This window comes from Clostridium sp. AF36-4 (assembly GCF_003435975.1).
Lineage (GTDB): Bacteria > Bacillota > Clostridia > Lachnospirales > Lachnospiraceae > Eubacterium_F.
Window position 1 is genome coordinate 24,453 of sequence record NZ_QTVH01000004.1, and the last position, 21,389, is coordinate 45,841.

Sequence of the window (21,389 nt, forward strand, 5' to 3'; positions counted from 1 at the left end):
ATACTCTCGCTTTCCTTTGATAACGAAAGAGACCTGCAAAAAGAGCAGGTCTCTTTCATCGCAAATACTATTTTACAAATGTTATCTTAGTAATCGTCACAGAGCCTGCGTACCCTGCCTTTCCGGCATTGATTACAACAAACGGTTCTGTACCCTCTTCTTTTTTCACATTGGAAAGATTTACCTCAAAATATCCTTCTGATGTAACACCATACTTAGGATCTGTTACATCTTTACCATTCACTTTATGACCAACAATTCCGTGGAATTCGAAAGTCGGATCGGATGCTGTAAATTCAATCTGGCATTTTGAATATTGCTTAAAATCAATATCACTCGGAAGCATAACTTTTGCTGTTGGAGCCCACTGTGCCAGTCCGCTTTCCACATAACTTACAGCCTTTGGAAGTTCCGACACAAGACTATCTTCTCCTGCTGTTACCGACAGATACGTAAATGTTCCTTTAAATCCGGCAGTTCCTGTGCCTACATGAACATAAACCTTATCATCCGCACCGATTTTCTTCATGTCATCAGCAGTCAATGTTAGATTTACCTCGCCGCCTGTCTTGCCATAGTAATCTTTAATTGCCGGGGAATTCCATTTGTCACCGGTCTTTAATCCAATGTTAAATCTCTGTGTATCTTTTACGTCAGTATCTCCTTCCATCGCTGTGTACTTTATCGAAATAGTTGTTCCTTCTTTACTCAATTTTGACTTATCAATCTCAAAAATTCCCATAGAAGCATACAGAGCAAATCCATTAGGTACATACGTATAAGATGCACCTGCTCCTAAATCATCACCTTCTAAAACAAGGTCAGAAGCGACTACCGTAACATCATATTTGTCATATGTAACAATGCCGGTATCGGTTGTAATTGTTGCTTTAATCGTTGCCGTTCCTTCTCCAACCGCCGTTACTGTTGCCGATGCGCCACTTGCACTAACCGTTGCTACCTCTTCATTGGAGCTTGTCCAAACAATATCACCGGTTACCGCACATCCAGTAGTGCTTACACTGGCATTTAAATCAAGAGTATCTCCCTCTTCCAAATCAAGTCCTGCCGCACTTCCTGTCGCTGTTACCACAACCGCAGCACTTCCGCTTGCCACACCAGGTGTTGGTGTCGGTTCTTCTGTTGGTGTTGCTGTTGGCTCTGGCACATCATCTTTTCCCATAAGAATAATGGAATAAATATTAAAATTGCAATTTGGTAAATCGTCACCATCCGTATGATATGCATTGTATTTCAAGCGAATACCGTAAGCAAGTGTTCCCTCTGCCAAATCAGCTGCCAAATCATCACTAATCTGGAATTCAAACACTTGTGCTTTACCAGCTTCTGTAATAGCATTGTACTCACTGTAGCCATCAAATACGTCGATTCCACCACCCCATACATTTGCCGGATTGCTCTTCAGCAATTCACAAACAACAGGTGTATTTGCTGTATCTGATGACGCTACAATACGAATGGATTTGTATTTGGATAAATCAATTCCGGACTTGTCTGCATTGGTCCAGTATGCTACACCACCACCGCTAAATTCTCCGGTCGATGTATAGCTTACACCATTTCCTTCATAATAAGTAATGGTATCTTCCAATACTGAATTCTGCCCGTATTCGTTTTCTTTTGTCAGGTCAACTTTAACGTCGTTTTTACCAAGATCCGGAAGCGGCATTGGTGTTGGTGTCGCTGTTGGCTCTGCCGATGGTTCTTCTGTCGGCGTTGCTGTTGGCGTTACCGACGGTTCTGTTGTTGATGTTGCAGTCGGTGTCGCTGTTGGCTCTTTTACCGGTTCTTTTGTTGGACCATTCGTTGGACCGTTTGTCGGTTTGTTTGTAGTCTTAGCCGGTTCTGCGGTAACAACAACTTTTTTTGCACTGCTTACTTTCACCGTAAGCGTCTTTTTCACTTTTTTCTTTCCATTCTTCATTTGAACGGAAATTTTTGCAGTTCCTTTTTTTAAGCCTTTAATTGTTGCTCCCTTTTTGGATTTCTTTGTGAGTTTAACAATTTTGGCTGCTTTTTTTGTTACTTTCCAAGTAACTTTTTTTGCATTTTTTACTGTCACCTTTTTTGTTTTCCCCACTGTAACGGAAACCTTTGTTCTACTCAATTTTGGTTTTTTTGCTTTTGCATCAGCAGATACGCCCGACATCTGCGGCACAAGCAGGGCAGCTGTTAATAACAGTGCAAGCCCCTTTGCACGAAATACATTTTTTCTCATGCTCTGATTCCTCCTTTTTGACTTTTCCATCAAAACCCCAAAAAAGCAAAATACTGCCACTGTTTTCACAATGACAGTATTTTTAGTTATAAGAGTTTGTTTTGAGGGAAAGTAAATATTGATTTACTTGAGTATTAGTATAACTCACTTCCTGCAGCAAATCCATGATATATCTTGAACGAAAATTGATTTATCATGCACACTTTACGGCCGAACCAAATGTTCTTTACGATAATGGCTTGGAGAACATCCTTCATGCTTTTTAAATTGGCGGCAAAAATGCTCTACATTGCGATATCCACACTGCATACTAATTTCACCAACATCAAAGGCACTTCGAAGTAAAAGCATCTTTGCCCGAATCATCCGACTCTCAATCACTTCTGAAATACATGAAACATTTGCAAAATTTTTATACACTTTCTGAAGCGAGCGTGGACTTAGATTTATCCGCTCTGCCATCATTTCCAACGTCCAGTCATATTCCGGATGTGCATAAATATCCCCGCGCAGTTTTTCTAAGAGCGGCTGATACCTGGAGCCTTGCTTAGGAAATGCATAATCATGAAACCAGTGGAAAATAATATGCATCAAATTCGAAATAATATATTCTTCGCTTTTACTATGCCAATAATTCTCACAGGCAACCATATGCCAATAAACAAGAAAATAGTCATAATTTGAACAGAAAATAGGAACCCCAAATGGCACATAGCCTTCCGCAAACAATGGTTCATCACAATCAAATCGTATCCATGTGTATGTTAATCTTCCCTCTTTCGCATGATAATGAACTCTCTGTCCGGGCTTATAAATAATCCCGGTATGTGCCGGGTATGGACGCATTTCGCCATCCACTTCAATCATCGTATCGTTTTCAAACAACATCATCTCATACTCACCTTCAGCAAATACAAGATTATCCTCAAACCCCTCCGGCTTACATTCACGTTCGACTGCATATATAATTCGAAACATGTATTAAACACCTCCTCAACTATTAGTGCTATTATAACATGTCATTTTGAATTATAGCAACACAAAAAAGAACAACACACCACAATCTTCTATGGTATGCTGTCCTTTTATACATCTACAAAACAATACTATTACTTTTTAAAGCTCCAAGAATCCATACGAACATCCAGTGTATCAAACTCAAAATAAATGGTATGCTTTCCTGTCAGCTTTTTACCGAGTTTCTTTGTAACCGTCTGGTAAGAATCCGATGTGGAATCACCAAGTTTCATGGTAATTTCAGATGCTCCATCCGTTCCAAAATCAACATCCGCTACACCAATATAAGCACCAATCTTTCCATTGTATACGGAATAATTTACGGCCCAGTCTTCATTGGACGCTTTTTCATTATTAATAACAGTTCCTACCGTATCTGCCATCGCAAATGTTTCTGCCTCAACCGTCTCATAAGGATTGATTGTACCAATCGATGATACACCGGTCTTTGTCATCTTTGTATCGGCAATTGTTCCATCCGCATTTGTAAAATCTCCATTGTCACCAAGATTTAACTCATTTACATAAGTCGTACGGTAATCCTGTTTCGTACCGACTGCTATTGTGTCTTTCTTCGTATGATAAAATGCATACAGTTTACCATTAAACTGTGTAAAACAGTGATGGTTATTACCGGTTACTCCAAAATATGTACCCGGATTTTTCAAAACACAGCCAACATATTTAAAGTCACCCATTGGGCTGTCACTTACCATTACCGCAATGTTTGCCGTCGGGCAGTCTGCACGGTCAATGGTAACACCGTCAATGCTTCCGGTCCAGTTTGTGCAGTAACTGTAATAATACTTATCTCCGATTTTGTTAATACCGGAATCTTCAAACATGAATGGTGCATCAATCGTTTTTGCATCCCCATCTACACTAGTCATATCGTCACTAAGTTTTACAACTCGTGCACATTTAGGATTGCGGATAAAGTCTTCTTTCTTTCCATCGGTATTACCAATACCACCAAAATAAAGGTAGCCGGTTCCATCATCGTCAACCAAAACTGCCGGGTCAAAGAGCCATCCAATTTCAGATTCTGCACAGCCGGTAATAGAGCGGTCAATAATTGGTTTTCCAATCGGATCCGTCCAAGGACCGGTTGGGCTGTCTGCCGTCAATACACCAATACTGCTTGCGTTGTTCGCAAAATACAGGAAGAATTTCTCTTTGCCGTTAATCTTCTTATGACATACTGCAGGTGCCCATGAATTTGCCGACCATTTCGCAGCTCCTTTACTTCCGGATACTGCAATCGTTCCATGATCTGTCCAGTTCACCATATCGGCAGAAGAATAGCAGTTCAATGATTTAATTTTGCTGTAGTTATTATCTGCATTAGCTGCTGCCTCGTACTGCTGAGAATCATTTGTTCCATAAACATACACTCTTCCGTTGTATTCCATAGCCCACGGATCCGCTGTCAAACGGGAGGTCATAATCGGATTACCGATTTTCCCTTTAACAAGTCCTGTACTAAGATCCGGAACGCCTGCATCTTTATCCGCTGTTTTTGCAACTCCTGTCATGGTTACCTCATCCAGGTAAAAGTCCATATCATTATTGGATTGGTACACAGACTGCCAGTAAATCAAGATCGTTCCCGTGTGCTCCGGCACCTTCATAGTTGCCTCACATTTTGTCCATGTAGAATCCGAAAGTTCAACGGACGTAATTGAATCGTAATGAGTGGACTCATCATCCCCAACATACTGCATGGAAAGATCCAGTTTCTGATCCTCTCCTGTTTCCTGCTTTGCATAAAAAGAAATCGCATATTCATTGTCTGTTTCAACCAAAGAAGAAACATCAATTGAAGCACCATGCCAGTCTGCTGTACGTCCTGTTACTTTAGCACTTTTCTTTGTGTTATTTGCTCCATCATCAACGACTGAAATAGAAGCTGAACCACGAGAAGCGATTGGCTCATATTCGCCCTTTTCCATGTCCGCATTAACAAGCACTGCCGGTGTTGGTTCCGGTGTAGCATCTGCTGATTTTGTCGGTTCCGGTGTCGGCATATGTCCAAATCCGTCTGCCTCTGCAACCAAATTAGAATCCTTAATTTCGTCCGTATACACTTTTACCGATGTGCCTTTTACAACAGGTGTCGGTGTTGCTTTTGCCGGATTTGGCTTTTCTGTTGCTTTCGCTGTAGCCTTTGCCGTAGGTTTTGTCGTATTTACTACGTTTTTATCCGGTCCTTTTTTCCTCGTCACTGTTACCTTAACAGTTCCAAGTTTTCTCGTTTTTCCGTTCTTTTTAACTTCTTTTACCGTAATCTTGGCTGTCCCCTTCTTCTGACCGGTCACAACACCCTTTTTCGATACTTTGGCAACCTTTTTCTTGTTACTCTTAAATGTGTACTTGCAGGATTTTTTCTTGTTTGCAATTTTAATTGTTTTCTTCTTTCCTACCGTAACACTAATCTTTTTTGTCTTTAATTTTGCTTTTTTCGCTTTTGCCCCTGCATCCGGCGCTGTCATCCCGCCAAGTGTCATTGACAAAGCTAAAATCCCCGATAAAACAACTCCACTAACTCGTTTCCATTGTTTCATGGCAGTTCCTCCTTTACATTATATAGTTTTTATATTTTGTTTATAATAACACAAAAAGAAGTTCCCTGCCATGATGATAAACGTATTGTTTTTGATATATTCGGCACACTTATTTAAGCAGCAACATCGGATTTACCGTGGTTTTATTCTCCTTCACTTGAAAATAAAGGTTTGTTCCTTCTTCTTTATAATACTTTGTCGGCTCTGCAATTTTCCCGAGGACCTGTCCTTCCGAAACCATATCACCTTTACTTACAGAAACATCTTTTAACTGTCCATAAACAACTGTAAAACCATCACCAATTGATATCGAAACCGTACGACCGGTTTCTTCAGAAGTTTCCACCGATTCCACGATACCATCCGCACTCGCTTTTACATCCATTCCTTCTTTGGCTTCTATAAGAAGTGCCGGATTTGTGCGGTACTGTGCCAGTGTCTTAAAATATACCACTTTGTCTGCGCTGTACTCCATCAGCACATCGCCTTTTATTGGCCAGGAAAGGCCCTCTTCCTGATTAAACGATAATTGCTTTTTCGCAGGTTTTGCATTGGTCTGTACAGATTTTTTCTTACGTTTTTTTGTTTTCTTTTCTTTTACCTCGGAATTTGCATGATTGCTGGACGCTTCTTTCGTCTCCGGTGTTGCCGCCGCGGTCGCCTGCGGGGGATTACTCGCCGAAGCCACCGGCTCCTTTTGTTCACTGCGGTTCATATTGATGCATAACGCCGCAAAGGCGCCAATTGCAGCAATGCCACAGGCTAATGATATATAGAATCCTTTTTGTTTAAAAAACATACTATCACCTCACAAAAATTGTTTGATGATAGTATGTTCGATTTTAAAATAATTTATTCAATTTTATTACAAAGTAACTTTCTCCAAATGCCAAATCTCTTTCGCATATTCTTCGATGGTGCGGTCGGAAGAGAATTTACCGCATTTAGCAGTCTGGAGCATTGCCATCTTCGCCCATCGCTCCTCATCGCGGTATGCTTCTTCTACTTTCTTTTGTGCCGCCTCATAAGAACGGAAGTCTTTCAAAATAAAGTACTGGTCCGCACGCTCATAGCCGTTTGTCTCAAGCAGAGAATTGTAAATCTCACGGAACAAATCAAGATTTTCAGGGGAATATGTTCCATCAATCAACTGGGTAAGCACGGCACGGATATCCGAATCCATGTTGTAAATTTCTTTCGGATCATACTGGTTATTATGCTCGAAATCAATTACTTCCTGTGAGGAAAGGCCGAAGATGAAAGCATTTTCCTCGCCTACTTCTTCTACGATTTCAACATTGGCACCATCCATTGTTCCGAGGGTAGGTGCACCATTTAGCATAAATTTCATATTACCGGTACCGGATGCCTCTTTACTTGCAGTTGAAATCTGCTCTGATACATCAGCAGCAGCAAAAATGATTTCTGCATTGGACACACGGTAGTTTTCAATAAATACAACTTTGATTTTTCCTTCAATTGAAGCGTCATTGTTTACTACGTCAGCAACACTGTTAATCAGTTTGATAATTGCCTTTGCACGGCGGTATCCGGCAGAAGCTTTCGCACCAAAAATGAAAGTACGAGGATACATATCCATACCCGGATTTTTCTTCAACTGATTATACAAATACATAACATGCAAAATGTTAAGCAGCTGGCGTTTGTACTCATGCAGACGTTTTACCTGTACATCGAAAATCGAATGAGGGTCTACTTCAACACCATTGTGCTCCTTAATATACTTCGCAAGACGAACTTTATTCTGGAACTTGATATTCATAAATTCCTGCTGCGCTTTTTTATCATCCACAAAAACAGAAAGTTTATCAATTTTAGACAAGTCTGTAATCCACTCATCACCGATTTTGTCTGTTACCCATGCAGCAAGTTTCGGATTTCCATGAAGCAGGAAACGACGCTGTGTAATACCATTTGTCTTGTTATTAAATTTCTCCGGCATCATTTCATAGAAATCTTTTAATTCCTGATGTTTCAAAATTTCCGTATGAAGCCTTGCCACACCATTTACCGAAAATCCGGCAGCGATAGCAAGATGTGCCATCTTGACCTGACCATCATAAATAATTGCCATACTTTTTACTTTATCCTGATTATCCGGATACTTTGCCTGAATCTCATTCTGGAAACGACGGTTAATTTCCTCGGTAATCTGATAAATTCTAGGAAGCAGACGGGAGAATAACTCAAGCGGCCATTTCTCCAATGCTTCCGCCATAATTGTATGGTTTGTATAAGCACAGGTACGGGTTGTGATATCCCACGCATCATCCCACTCAAGACCATATTCATCTAACAAAATACGCATCAATTCAGGTACTGTTACCGTTGGATGGGTATCATTTAACTGGAAACATACTTTTTCCGGAAGACCATGAATATCATTGTGGTTTTCCATATACTTCATAATCGCACGCTGCACGCTTGCCGATACAAAGAAATACTGCTGTTTCAAGCGAAGCTCTTTTCCTGCCATATGGTTGTCATTTGGATACAGCACTTCACAAATAGTACGGGCAAGGTTCTGCTGCTCAACTGCCTTCTGATAATCACCTTTATCAAAAGAATCCAGATTGAACGTATCAATTGCCTCAGCATCCCAGATACGAAGTGTGTTTACAATGTGGTTTCCGTAACCGACAACCGGCAAATCATAAGGCACTGCCATTACGGACTGATAATTTTCCTGTACAAAACGATCCCTTCCGGTCTTTTCGTCTTTTCTTACCGCTACATAACCGCCAAAACGTACTTCAACGGCATATTCCGGACGCTTCATCTCAAATGGATTACCATCTTTTAACCAGTCATCCGGTGCTTCAATCTGGAAACCATTTTCGATTTTCTGCTTGAACATACCATATTTGTAGCGGATACCACAGCCATAAGCCGGATACCCAAGTGTAGATAAGGAATCCAAAAAGCAGGCTGCCAAACGTCCAAGACCACCATTACCAAGAGCTGCATCCGGCTCTTCATCCTCAAGCAAGTCTAAGTTTACACCCATCTCGTCAAGTACCTCGCGTACAACTTTGTCCTCTTTGAGGTTGATAATCATGTTACCAAGTGCACGACCCATCAAAAACTCCATGGACAAATAGTAAACTGTCTTCACATCCTTTTTCTCATAGGCTTTGTGCGTTGCCATCCAGTCATCAACTACGATATCTTTGACTGCATAAGAAACTGCCTGAAACAACTGCTGTGGAGTTGCCTCTTCAACCGAACGGCGGAACAACAATTTCATGTAGTTCGAAATGTTATTCTTCAATTCCTTTTTCTTTTCCTTTTCCGTTACAAATGCCATAAATTACCTCTCTTTCTGTAACAAACTCTTCGTTACGCTTCCACTTTTGTAACACCCAGTGTAACAGCCTCACCGTTAATTTTCCAATCTGCGGTGTAACCTTCTACTTTATCCAAAATAACCTCATCTGCCAAAACATCGGCTTTAATCTGAGATTCATTTGCTTTGATGATTTCTTTAATCTTATCATTTCCCTGCTCGTAAACACGGATATGGTCAACCACTTCAAAACCTGCATCTTTACGCATGGTCTGAATTTTACTGATAACCTCACGCACAAATCCTTCCTCGATTAACTCCGGTGTCAGGTTTGTATCCAATACAACGGTAATACCGTGATCTTCCTCGCTCACATAGCCATCCATCTGTGCCGTTTCTACCAGCAAATCCTCTGTTGCCAGCACTTCATCTACGCCGCCAACCGTAACAGTCACTTCACCGGAAGCATTCAACGCATCCATCGTAGCATTGCCATCTAATCCGGCAAGCACTTCTTTCAATTCGTTCAAACGGCTTCCGAAACGGCGTCCGAGAGTACGAAGCTGCGGCTTAAACTGATATGTCGTAAATTCTTTTGTATCATTGGTAAATACAACTTCTTTTACATTCAGCTCATCTGCAATGATTTCTTTATAGAAATCGGACAATTCGCCTTCTGCCTTTACATACATTTTTCCAATTGGCTGACGGTTTTTGATATTTGCTGTATTACGGCATGCACGGCCAAGAACAACAATGTCCAAAAGCTGTTTCATCTGTGTCTCAAGTTCTTTGTCAATCCATTCTTCCTTAACTTTCGGAAAATCACACAAATGAATACTTTCCGGTGCTTTTGAATCCAGATTGCACACAAGATTCTGATAAATGCTCTCGGTCATAAATGGAATCATCGGAGCTGCTGCCTTACTGATTGTTACAAGTGCCGTATACAAAGTCATGTAGGCATTCATTTTATCCTGCTCCATGCCTTTTGCCCAGAAACGATCACGACAGCGGCGCACATACCAGTTACTCATATCTTCCACAAAACTCTGCAATGCTTTTGCGGTCTCCGGAATTTTGTAGTTGTCAAGGTCCTCATCAACTTCTTTAACCGTCGAATACAGACGGGACAAAAGCCAGCGGTCCATAATCGAAAGTTTCTCATATTCTAATGTATGCTCGGTTGGATTAAACTGGTCAATCTCCGCATACAACACATAAAAGGCATATGTGTTCCACAGTGTACCCATGAATTTACGCTGTCCCTCGGTAACCGCTTTTCCATGGAAACGGTTCGGCAGCCATGGTGCACTGTTTACATAGAAATACCAGCGGATTGCGTCTGCTCCATAATTTTCCAGAGCATCAAACGGATCTACGGCATTTCCCTTACTCTTACTCATCTTCTGTCCATTTTCATCCTGCACATGTCCAAGAACAATTACATTTTCATAAGGCGCTTTGTTGAAAAGTAAAGTAGATTCTGCCATCAGCGAATGGAACCATCCACGTGTCTGGTCAACCGCCTCGGAGATAAACTGGGCCGGAAACTGTTTCTCAAACACGTCTTTATTTTCAAATGGATAGTGATACTGTGCAAATGGCATCGCACCGGAGTCAAACCAACAGTCGATTACTTCCGGTACACGGTGCATAACTTTTCCACAATCCGGACAGGTAAAGGTTACTTCATCAATGTATGGACGGTGGAGTTCTACCTCAGCGGCTTTTGGATCTCCGGCACGCTCTGCCAGTTCTTTTCTTCCGCCGATACATTCCTGATGTCCACATCCTTCACACTCCCAGATGTTTAATGGAGTTCCCCAATAACGGTTACGGGAAATTGCCCAGTCCTGAATATTCTCTAACCAGTTTCCAAAACGTCCTTTTCCAATTGACTCCGGAATCCAGTTTACAGTGTTATTATTTTTAATCAAATCGTCTTTTACTGCTGTTTCACGGATATACCAGGATTCTCTTGCATAGTAAATCAACGGTGTATCACAGCGCCAGCAGTGTGGATATTCATGCTCAAACTTCGGTGCATCAAACAACTGTCCTCTGGCATCTAAGTCTTTTAATACCTCAGGGTCCGCTTTCTTTACGAAAATACCTGCAAATGGAGTCTCTTCTGTCAACTCGCCTTTTTCATTTACAAACTGCACAAAAGGAAGGTCATAGTTTCTTCCCACATTGGCATCATCTTCACCAAATGCCGGTGCGATATGAACAATACCGGTACCATCGGTCATCGTAACGTAAGTATCACAGGTTACGAAAAATCCTTTTTTGTTCTGCTTATCAGCACACTCTTTCGCGCAGGCAAACAATGGCTCATATTCTTTATGCTCTAATGCGGTTCCCGGGAAACTCTCTAACACTTCATAAGCCGGCTCATCATCTTTTGCCAGTTTACCAAGTACCGTATCCAAAAGATCCTGCGCCATATAATAAGTATAGCCATCTGCTGCTTTTACTTTACAGTAAGTATCATTCGGGTTTACACAAAGAGCCACGTTACTTGGCAGGGTCCAAGGTGTTGTCGTCCATGCAAGGAAATAGGCATCCTCACCTGTCACCTTAAAGCGGACAATAGCAGAACGCTCTTTTACGGTTTTGTATCCCTGCGCAACCTCCTGTGCGGACAACGGTGTACCACAGCGAGGGCAGTAAGGCACGATTTTAAATCCTTTATACAAAAGGTCTTTATTCCAGATTTCCTTCAATGCCCACCACTCAGACTCAATATAATTGTCATCATATGTGACATATGGGTCATCCATGTCAGCCCAGAAACCTACGGTATCGGAAAAGTCTTCCCACATACCTTTGTATTTCCAGACAGATTCTTTACACTGATTAATAAATGGTTCCATACCATATTCTTCAATCTGCTCTTTTCCATCCAGACCTAACAGTTTTTCTACTTCCAGCTCAACCGGCAGACCATGCGTGTCCCATCCGGCTTTACGCGGCACACGATAGCCTTTCATTGTACGGTAACGCGGAATCATATCTTTAATAACACGGGTCAATACATGACCAATATGCGGTTTTCCATTCGCCGTTGGCGGTCCATCGTAAAACATATACGTTGGTGCCCCCTCACGCAGTTTAATACTTTTGCGAAAAATATCTTTGTCTTTCCAAAATTTTTCTACTTCTTTTTCTCTCTCGACAAAATTCATGCCTGTTGATACTTTGTTATACATAGTTACCTCCATTAAAAAAAATAAAAAAGCTCCCATCCAACTAGGATGAGAGCCTAAACTTTCATTATACCACCTGTCTTCTACGTCAGGACTGTGAGTGTTTCACAAACCGAACATATATCTCTATAACGGGAGATACCGGCGTAGTCTACTGGATAAATACCGTTCGACTTTGCAGCTAAGGAGTGATATTCGCCTATGCTTACTGGTGCCGGATTCTCACTATCGCCGGCTCACTGAAACACTTCCACACAGGGTACTGTCTCCGTCAACGCTTTTCTCTATGAGCATTTTCATGATAGTACGATTATTTGCAATTGTCAAGAGTTTGTTATTTCTTGCCATCCAAATCAAATTCACTGACAATCTGATTTAAATTGTTAGCACTTTCTTCGCTATCCTGCATAAATGTTCCGGTTGCCTCAATCTTCCGAACCATCTCAGAAGTTTTCTCTGCAATGTCTGAAACACCGGTTGCCGACTCATTTACCGTCAGATTAATCTCTTCGATTGAATGAGAAATATCAGTAATCGCATCAACCAACGTAACAATTGAATGATTAATTTTAGTCATGCCATCTTCAAAAGCAGCAGCATCTTCGGAATACTTCTCGCCGACTTCCATAAATCCTTTGTAATCGCCAAGAACCGTATTTTCCAAAAAGTCCATCGCATTCTGTAAACAATCTACCATACCGCTTACTGCGTTATGTACCTCGCCAATAATGCTGTCGATATCACCAACTGCATTCTGGGTCTGTGTAGCCAAAGCACCGATTTCGGTTGCTACAACGGCAAATCCTTTACCGGCCTCTCCTGCTCTTGCTGCTTCAATGGAAGCATTTAAGGCAAGGAGATTTGTCTGAGAAGAAATTTCCATAATATCATGCGTAAGTTCATTAATCTTCTCTACCGCTTCTGCCTGTTTCATCGCAACTTCCGTACGCTGTTTCACTTCTGCATACATTTCATCTGTACGTTTTCCGGCATTCTCCGTCGTTGTCTTTAACTGATTCGCACGCTCCATCACTTCCGTTGACAGTGCGGCACCTCTTCCCGAAAGTGCCTTAATACTTTCGGCATTTTCTTTTACGGTTGCAATCGTCTGATTTACTGTATCCGTTGCACTGGCTGCTTCTTCCATCGCTGCTGCGAGTTCTTCTGTCGTGGCCGAGTTATTATTACAGATATCATTGACCTCTGACATATTCACAGTCAAGTCGGTAACATTATCACCCATTTTAATTCCTGCCTGGTCAATTAACGCTACCATCGCACGAAGTTTACTTCGCATCTGCTGTACGGCACGTGCCATCGCACCGGTCTCGTCCTTCATACGGACTAATTTCTCACCCTTTTCACTTTTTACAAAATTAAGTTTCGCCGTATTCTCAATAATTCCTGTCAAATCCTTAATTGGACGAATCATCGAACCACTGAAGAAAAATCCTGTAATTGCTGCATATAAAGTTGCTGCAACAATCGCAATAATCATCATATACATCAAGCGGGTGGAATTGCTCTGCACTTCTTTATCTAAAACAGCCATTACCAATTTCATGCCATTCTTCAATGAAACAGCACTTACCATTTTCCTGTTTCCATTATAAGTGTACTCTTTTATTTCGCCCGTCTTTCCGGCCTTCACAAATGAGGCCAGTTCGCCATCCACTTTCTGCAAATCCGTTCCCTGTTTTATATCCTTATGTGACAAAACTTTATTCGATGAATCAACCAAGAAAACATATCCGGAATCAAAACATTTGGCTTTGTCGGCAAGTTGTTTTAACTGATTAAAGTTGATATCCATGCCAACAACTCCAATTGCTTCATTGTCAATCATAATCGGAACAACATAGGAAATCATATATACATTCACATTGGAATTTAAATACGGATCCATCCAAGTTGCCTTTCCATTTTTAACCGGAATATAATACCAGCCCACATGTTCTGCATCGTCTTTGTCAAAACTGCTGAAATCTGTCGGTGTCAATGACTTAAAATCTGCATTCTCACTCTCTTTCGAAGCAAAAATACCGGATGTTGCTTCTGTAAATTCCGGATTATAGCGGATATAATAAGTCATCGCGCCCTTCGTGTTATTCGCACACTGAAGAGCTGTAGTCTCTAACGCCTCCGTACAGGAATCCACGTAGCTGCTGCTGCTTTTGAACTTGTCTACATCCTGAATCTGATTTTTTGTTACATCTGCAAGAGTATTCACCGCAACTTCTACCTGTGAAAGCAGGTTATCGATATCTTTCCCATACCCTTCACTCACTGTCGTCAATTTTTCTTTTGCATCACTGTCGGCAACTGCTCTCGAATTATAATATCCTATAATTCCGCAAATTAAAGCAGCTATAGCCGTTGTCCCTACCAATAGTAACAATATGCGAAATCGCAATGATTTTGATTTCATACACACGCTCCTCCTATCTCATAAGTAAAATCAATGTTATATTTATTTTACTGCTGATAAGGAAAAAATGCAATTATAACTTTACATATTCTTATTTTTATTTTTATTTTTTCTTGTGCTCTCCGGTAATTGAAAAAATGACCCATTCCGCAATGTTGCAGGCATGGTCTCCGATTCGCTCAAAGTACTTTGCAATCATAAGTAAATCCGTCGCACAAGCCCCTTCTTCCGGATTACTGCGAATAAGAGAAATTACATCCTCTCTTGACTTAATAAATAAATCATCAATGATGTCATCATGTGCAATGACTTCTTTTGCTTTTTCCTCGTCTTTTTCTACGTATGCTTCCACACTCTGCACAACCATATAGGTCGTTTCTGCTGCCATCTTCCGAATATGCTCCATATCTCTTTTATACTTAGCATCAATTAAATGCAGCGTTACTTCCGAAATATCTGCTGCCTGATCACCAATTCTTTCCATGTCTGTAATCATTTTCAGTGCCGATGAAATTACGCGCAGATCCCTTGCCACAGGCTGCTGCTGCAGCAAAAGTTTCAGGCAGAGATTTTCTATAATCCGCTCTTCCTCATTAATTTCATCATCATAATCAATTACTTTTTCCGCCTGTTCTTTGTCACGGCTATTCAGTGCGCTGATTGCCATGCCGATTGCCTGGCCAATCATATGCCCCATCTGAATCATGTCCTGATTTAATTCTGTAAGCTGTCTGTCAAATCGATTTCTCATCATCCAAACCTCCCCGTAATATAATCTTCTGTACGTTTATCCGTTGGCATGGAAAATAATTTTTCCGTTTTGTCCATTTCAACTACTTCTCCAAGAAGGAAAAATACCGTGCGGTCAGATACACGCGTTGCCTGCTGCATATTATGCGTTACCATTACAATTGTGTATTTATCTTTTAATTCCAGTATCAAATCCTCAATTCTTGAAGTGGAAATCGGGTCTAAGGCACTTGTTGGTTCATCCATCAAAATCACTTCCGGCTCTATTGCAAGTGCTCTGGCAATACACAAACGCTGCTGCTGTCCGCCGGATAAACCAAGGGCACTTTTTTTCAAACGGTCTTTGAGTTCGTCCCAAATTGCTGCCTGTTTCAGCGACCGTTCAACTATTTCATCTAATTTTGCCTTGGAGTGAATTCCATGAGTTCGTGGACCATAAGCAATATTATCGTACACACTCATTGGAAATGGGTTCGGGTTCTGGAACACCATTCCAACCCGCTTGCGAAGAAGATTGACATCAATGTCACCGTAAATATCTTCGCCATCTAACTGAAGGGAACCAAAAATCCGACACCCTTCTACCAAATCATTCATCCGGTTTAGCGATTTTAAAAATGTGGATTTGCCGCAGCCGGAAGGTCCGATAAAAGCGGTAATCTCATTCGCCGGAATGTTCATACTGACATCTTTCAGTGCATGAAAATCTCCATAATAGAGATTCATGTTTTGTATGCAAAATTTATCTTCCATATTCATTCTCCATTCTAATTGCCATATTTGTTTTTCCCAACTTTTCGAGCGACAAAATTCGACAACATATTGATTGCAATTATAAGGACCAAAAGAACCACTGCCGTTGCATACGATTCATCCGTATGCAGTCCTTCTTTTGACAAATTGTACATATGAACCGATAACGTTCTTGCCGAATCAAAAATGCTATTTGGCACTTTTGCAATCGTTCCTGCCGTATAAATCAATGCTGCGGTCTCACCAACAATCCTCCCGGTAGCCAAAATAACACCGGATAAAATCCCCGGAACAGCACTCGGCAAAACTACGTGAAATACCGTTCGCAGTTTTCCGGCACCAAGTCCAAAGCTTCCTTCTCGGTAAGAATCCGGCACCGCCATAAGTGCTTCTTCGGTCGTTCGCATAATAACCGGAAGCACCATAATTGCTAAGGTGAGAGCTCCTGATAAAAGGGAAAATCCCCATTTGCAGTAACCGACGAAGAACAACATACCAAACAATCCATAAACAATCGATGGGATTCCGGTCAGTGTCTCTGCCGTCACGCGAATTATGCTCACCAGCTTGTTTCCTTTCTTCGCATATTCCACCAGATAAATGGCGGCGAAAATGCCAAGCGGAACCGCAACAATCAAGGTTGCCAGTGTCATAAGCACTGTATTAATCAGTGCCGGCATCATCGAAACATTGTCCGATGTATAAGTAAAAGCAAACAGTGACGGTTTCAAATGTGGAATACCATTTGCCAGAATATAAACAATCAGGTATCCTAACACAAATACCGTAATCGCTGCTGCCAAAATTGTAATCAGGTAAAGAACCAGAGAGGACTTATGATTTGCAAGTGCTTTCCATTTCTGCTTTTGTTTTTTCAAACCATTTGCCATCTAGTCCACCTTCTTTCTCTTTAAGAGTGAGAACAATAAATTGATAATCAGGATAAAGACAAACAGGACAACGCCCGTCGCAATTAACGCTTCGCGGTGTAAATCTGCCGCATATCCCATTTCAATTACTATGTTTGCTGTAAGTGTACGAACACCCTTTAACAAACCGGCAGGCATTCTTGCCTGATTTCCGGCAATCATAATGACTGCCATCGTCTCACCAATCGCACGTCCGACACCAAGAATGATTCCTGCTAAAATTCCGGATTTTGCTGCCGGTACAACCGTACGGTAAACACTTCTCTCATGCGTGGCACCAAGCGCCAGTGCCCCCTCATAATATTTATCCGGCACCGCCTGAATAGCTGCCTCTGATGTTTCAATAATCGTTGGCAGAATCATAATGCCAAGCAAAAGAGATGCCGTTAAAATACTGTTTCCATTTCCACCAAAGGTGTCGCGCACCATCGGAACCAGAACAACAAGTCCAAAAAATCCGTAGACAACGGATGGGATTCCGGCAAGCAAATCGACGCCACCTTTTAAGATTCGATACCATTTTTTCGGACAATACTTTGCTAAAAACACTGCTGTCAAAATGCCAATCGGAACTCCTACAATAAGAGCTCCGGCGGTCACATATATACTTCCTAATATCATCGGCAAAATCCCAAATTTGTGATTTCCCGGTTTCCACGCCGTTCCCGTCAGGAAATCGAACAAGCCGATTTCCTTAATTGCCGGGATACCATTTGCGAAGAGAAAGATACAAATTAATGCTACAGCAAGAATCGAAACACAAGCGGCAATCAGAAACACTACTTTCATTGCCTTTTCTTTCATGGCTGCCTCCTTTATTTGATGGCACTCCAGTCTGTGATTGTTCCGCGGAACACATCATTTACCTGTGCTTTTGTCATGTTATCTACTTTGTTTTCGTTATTTACGATTACTACGATTCCGTCTTTTGCAATTACTGTCGGTGTAAGTCCTGCACCTGTTTCACTGTCTTTTAAGTCACGGGATGCCATACCGATGTCACAAGTTCCTTCTGCTGCTGAGTTCATACCTGTTGTGGAATCACTTTCCTGAATTTCAATTTCTGCTCCACTGTTTACTGTCTTGTAACTTTCAGCAAGTTTTTCCATAACCGGCGTAACCGAAGAGGAACCGGCTACTACAATTTTACCTTTGGCACCGTTACTCTTGAAAGCACCGGCATCACTTGCTTTGATGTAACCGTTAGACTCAATTACTTTCTGTCCATCTTCACTCAGGATGTAGTTGATGAAATCCTGTGTTACTTCACTTTTCTTGTCCTTTGTTGCAATGTTAAACGGACGGGCAATTGCATAACTTCCATTGTTAATGTTGTCAACCGTTGGCTCTGCACCGTCAATCTTAAGTCCTTTCACGCTGTCATTTAAAGAACCGAGTGAGCAGTAACCAATTGCATTTTTATCACCGGATACGGTTGTCATTACGATTTCCGTGCTGTTTGCGATTGTTGCTTCTTCTGTCGTCTTGTCTACTTTTTCTCCGTTCTCCTCATCTTCAACACCAAAAAGTTCTATGAAAGCGCCTCGTGTACCGGAACCATCTTCACGTGATACAATGGAAATCTCCTGTGCTGCATCTGCTGATGTATTTCCTGCATCATTTGTTGTGCTGCTGTCAGAGCCGCCACAGCCGGTAATCATCCCCACTGTCATAACCCCGCATAAAACCATTCCTAATACTTTTTTTGTCATCTTCATTTTTGTTTTCTCCTTTCAATCTTTTCATCTTTCTTTTTCTTTCTTACAAGACCTAGTTTAGGGGGCGAATGTAAAATCTGAAATCATTTCTATGTAAAAAGTTCGTAAAAATTTGCAAAAAAATACACCCCCATTGACTGCACGCTCCCGCTTAACAGCCGCGCAAGGGTATGGGCATGCTAAATACGCATGTCTCATACCCGCGTGGCTGTATGCAGTCAATGGGTCGTGTTTTTTTGCTACGGAATGGATTGGGGATTAGGTTTGAGAAAAATAAGAAAAAGGGAAATTGCAAAATAGATAGAAATTAATATGTAGTAATATAGTTCTTCTTTTGGAATTTCCAGTCAATAAAAAGGTTATGTTGCGTGGGTACAAGCACGTGGGTATCCGGCATGCGTATTTAGCATGCCGATACCCCTACGCGCTTGTTAAGCGGAAGCGCCCACAAAACATAACCTTTCTTTATTGACTGGAAATTCCAAGAATATGTATATTGCTTTACATATTAAATTTTTCCATCGTCTCCCGCAAAGCATTTACGCTTTCCATCGCATTCTTCGTTTCCTTAGTCATGCTTTCACTTGAACTTGTCATGTTCTGCAAATTCTCATTTACGCTTTCTACTGCAGACGCAAGTTCCATCTGTGCTGAACTTGCATTTTCCAAAACATTTGAAATACTTTGAATTGCGTCCATTACTTCTTCTGCATTATGTTCCATGGAACCGCTTGTTTCCTCATAATAATTTGCGTCTTCTTTATACTGATTCGCAAGACTTGCAAATTTATCATAATCTGCCAAAACTGTCTCATCTAAAAAGACTAATAACTCGTTACTTTCAGTGGACAGTATCTTCACACTTTCAAATACTTTCTGCGTCAAGTCATTCACTTTACGAATTTCGTTTGATGTATCTTCACTCAATTGTTTGATTTCTTCCGCAACAACCGCAAATCCTTTTCCTGACTCTCCGGCTCTTGCCGCCTCAATCGAAGCATTTAATGCAAGAAGATTTGTCTGAGAAGCAATTTCTTCAATTGACGCTGAGACAGTTGCAATCTCGCCAATAATTCTTGTCTGCTGAATCGCCATTTGCATACGATTTCTGCTTTCGTCCGCCTTCACCACAGCACTGTCTTTATCTGTCATTAATTTCTGCACCGCTTCATTGACACGCTCACCAATCTCTTTCGCTTTATCAGACATTTCTTCTGCATGGGATACAAGAACATCCACTGCATGCGTTGTATCCTTGCAAGTTTTATCAATGTTTTGAATACTGGTTGTCTGGGAATCAATGTTTGCTCCGGTTTCTTCCATTGCTGCACTGATTTCCATAATATTCTGATTAATTAAGGAGACCTTGTCATTCGTATTTTCCACTCTGGTATGAATGACATTGGATTCATCTTTTGTTTTGCGAATCACACCAATAAAACGCTGTTCTAACTCCTGTAATAAATAAGAGATTTCCTCAACCTCATTTTTATGTACATTCTTTTGAGAATCACCGATGACTTTCTCCCGGATAAATGTCTTCATATTTTCAAGTGGCCTCAAATTTTTCTTCACACTGGCAATGGTAAGAAGAACTACGAGAATCAAAAGGACAACCCCGATTCCGACAACTAAAATCACACTCTTCACCACTTGTGTTGTTACTACTGATTCCCTCTCCGTCACACCAAATGTCCATCCGGTAGCTGTAATCTGCGCGGTATGAATAAATTTTGAATATCCATCATAATCTGTTATCTCAGAAACCTCTTTTACATTAACAGAAAGTACCTTAGCCAAAGAAGTATTTCCTTCCTCTTTCGGCAGATAATCCTTATTCTGATGCGAAACAACCATACCATCGGCATCTAACAAAAAGCCCTGAATGTTTTCATCCGTACTTACATTAGAAACAAGTTTAGTCAAAGTATCAATCGTAATATCCGCCAGCACAACCGCCTGTTCGCCTTTTATTTCCAGCGGTTCTGCAATGGTAACAATCATTTTCCCAGAAGCAAAATCTTTATATGGTGCCGTATAAATCAAACTATTTTTCTTAATGGCCTGCTTCCACCAGTCTCTTGTCGTTGGATCCAGATCTATTTTAGAATGGTTTGCAGGAAATACTCCTCCATCATATCCAAAACACAAATAATACATCAATGCCTCTTTATTCTCACTCAAGGCTTTTTCCAGGTAATCCATCACGTGATCCGTATCTTTTGTGTTCATAAAAGCAATCGTATTCGTAATTGTATGTACCGTGTTTGCCTGCCCCTGCAGCCATTCATTAACCACACGTGCATTGGTCTGTGCCTCTCTGCTGACATATTGTCTTGTCTGATTTGTCATGTTTGTTTTTAATGCATTCACACTGACAATTTCGCAGACAATAATTGCTGCAACAATAAAAATTGCTGTGTTTAGTGTAAGTTTCCCCTTAATTGTTTTTTTCATATTCCCCCTCCTTGA

General features: G+C 41.1%; 13 protein-coding genes. All 13 read right to left on the bottom strand.

The window, feature by feature from the left end:
• Nucleotides 1-67: 67 nt before the first annotated feature.
• Nucleotides 68-2,239, bottom strand: coding sequence for a PT domain-containing protein (locus DW005_RS03185; RefSeq protein WP_242989348.1), 2,172 nt, complete (start codon nt 2,237-2,239; stop codon nt 68-70).
• 204 nt (nt 2,240-2,443) lie between these two features.
• Nucleotides 2,444-3,217 (bottom strand): helix-turn-helix transcriptional regulator, encoded by a 774-nt coding sequence (locus DW005_RS03190; RefSeq protein WP_117478130.1) that lies wholly within the window; start codon nt 3,215-3,217, stop codon nt 2,444-2,446.
• Between the two features lie 131 nt (nt 3,218-3,348).
• A complete protein-coding gene (locus DW005_RS03195) occupies nt 3,349-5,820 on the bottom strand; it encodes a family 43 glycosylhydrolase (RefSeq protein WP_117478131.1) in 2,472 nt (823 codons plus the stop codon).
• 109 nt (nt 5,821-5,929) lie between these two features.
• Entirely contained in the window at nt 5,930-6,619 is a 690-nt protein-coding gene (locus DW005_RS03200) for a M23 family metallopeptidase (protein WP_117478132.1), read from the bottom strand.
• A gap of 66 nt (nt 6,620-6,685) precedes the next feature.
• A complete protein-coding gene (locus tag DW005_RS03205; RefSeq protein ID WP_117478133.1) occupies nt 6,686-9,148 on the bottom strand; it encodes a glycogen/starch/alpha-glucan phosphorylase in 2,463 nt (820 codons plus the stop codon).
• A gap of 32 nt (nt 9,149-9,180) precedes the next feature.
• Entirely contained in the window at nt 9,181-12,342 is a 3,162-nt protein-coding gene (ileS, locus tag DW005_RS03210) for an isoleucine--tRNA ligase (RefSeq protein ID WP_117478134.1), read from the bottom strand.
• Nucleotides 12,343-12,673: 331 nt separating this feature from the next.
• A complete protein-coding gene (locus tag DW005_RS03215) occupies nt 12,674-14,767 on the bottom strand; it encodes a methyl-accepting chemotaxis protein (RefSeq protein WP_117478135.1) in 2,094 nt (697 codons plus the stop codon).
• A gap of 103 nt (nt 14,768-14,870) precedes the next feature.
• The gene (gene phoU / locus DW005_RS03220; RefSeq protein ID WP_117478136.1) at nt 14,871-15,518 is read right to left on the bottom strand and encodes a phosphate signaling complex protein PhoU; all 648 of its coding nucleotides are present in this window, start codon (nt 15,516-15,518) and stop codon (nt 14,871-14,873) included.
• Nucleotides 15,518-16,270, bottom strand: coding sequence for a phosphate ABC transporter ATP-binding protein PstB (gene pstB / locus DW005_RS03225; protein WP_117478137.1), 753 nt, complete (start codon nt 16,268-16,270; stop codon nt 15,518-15,520). The genes phoU and pstB overlap by 1 nt, the downstream gene beginning before the upstream one ends.
• 14 nt (nt 16,271-16,284) lie before the next feature.
• Nucleotides 16,285-17,160 (bottom strand): phosphate ABC transporter permease PstA, encoded by an 876-nt coding sequence (pstA, locus tag DW005_RS03230; protein WP_117478138.1) that lies wholly within the window; start codon nt 17,158-17,160, stop codon nt 16,285-16,287.
• Nucleotides 17,161-18,003 carry a phosphate ABC transporter permease subunit PstC gene (gene pstC, locus DW005_RS03235; RefSeq protein ID WP_022376056.1) on the bottom strand — a complete coding sequence of 281 codons (843 nt, stop codon included), beginning with the start codon at nt 18,001-18,003 and terminating at the stop codon, nt 17,161-17,163. It lies immediately after the preceding gene.
• An 11-nt stretch (nt 18,004-18,014) separates the two neighbouring features.
• Nucleotides 18,015-18,917 carry a substrate-binding domain-containing protein gene (locus tag DW005_RS03240; RefSeq protein WP_117478139.1) on the bottom strand — a complete coding sequence of 301 codons (903 nt, stop codon included), beginning with the start codon at nt 18,915-18,917 and terminating at the stop codon, nt 18,015-18,017.
• A 501-nt stretch (nt 18,918-19,418) separates the two neighbouring features.
• Nucleotides 19,419-21,374: a methyl-accepting chemotaxis protein gene (locus tag DW005_RS03245; RefSeq protein WP_181974924.1), complete on the bottom strand. Its 1,956-nt coding sequence runs from the start codon at nt 21,372-21,374 to the stop codon at nt 19,419-19,421.
• Between the last annotated feature and the right edge of the window lie 15 nt (nt 21,375-21,389).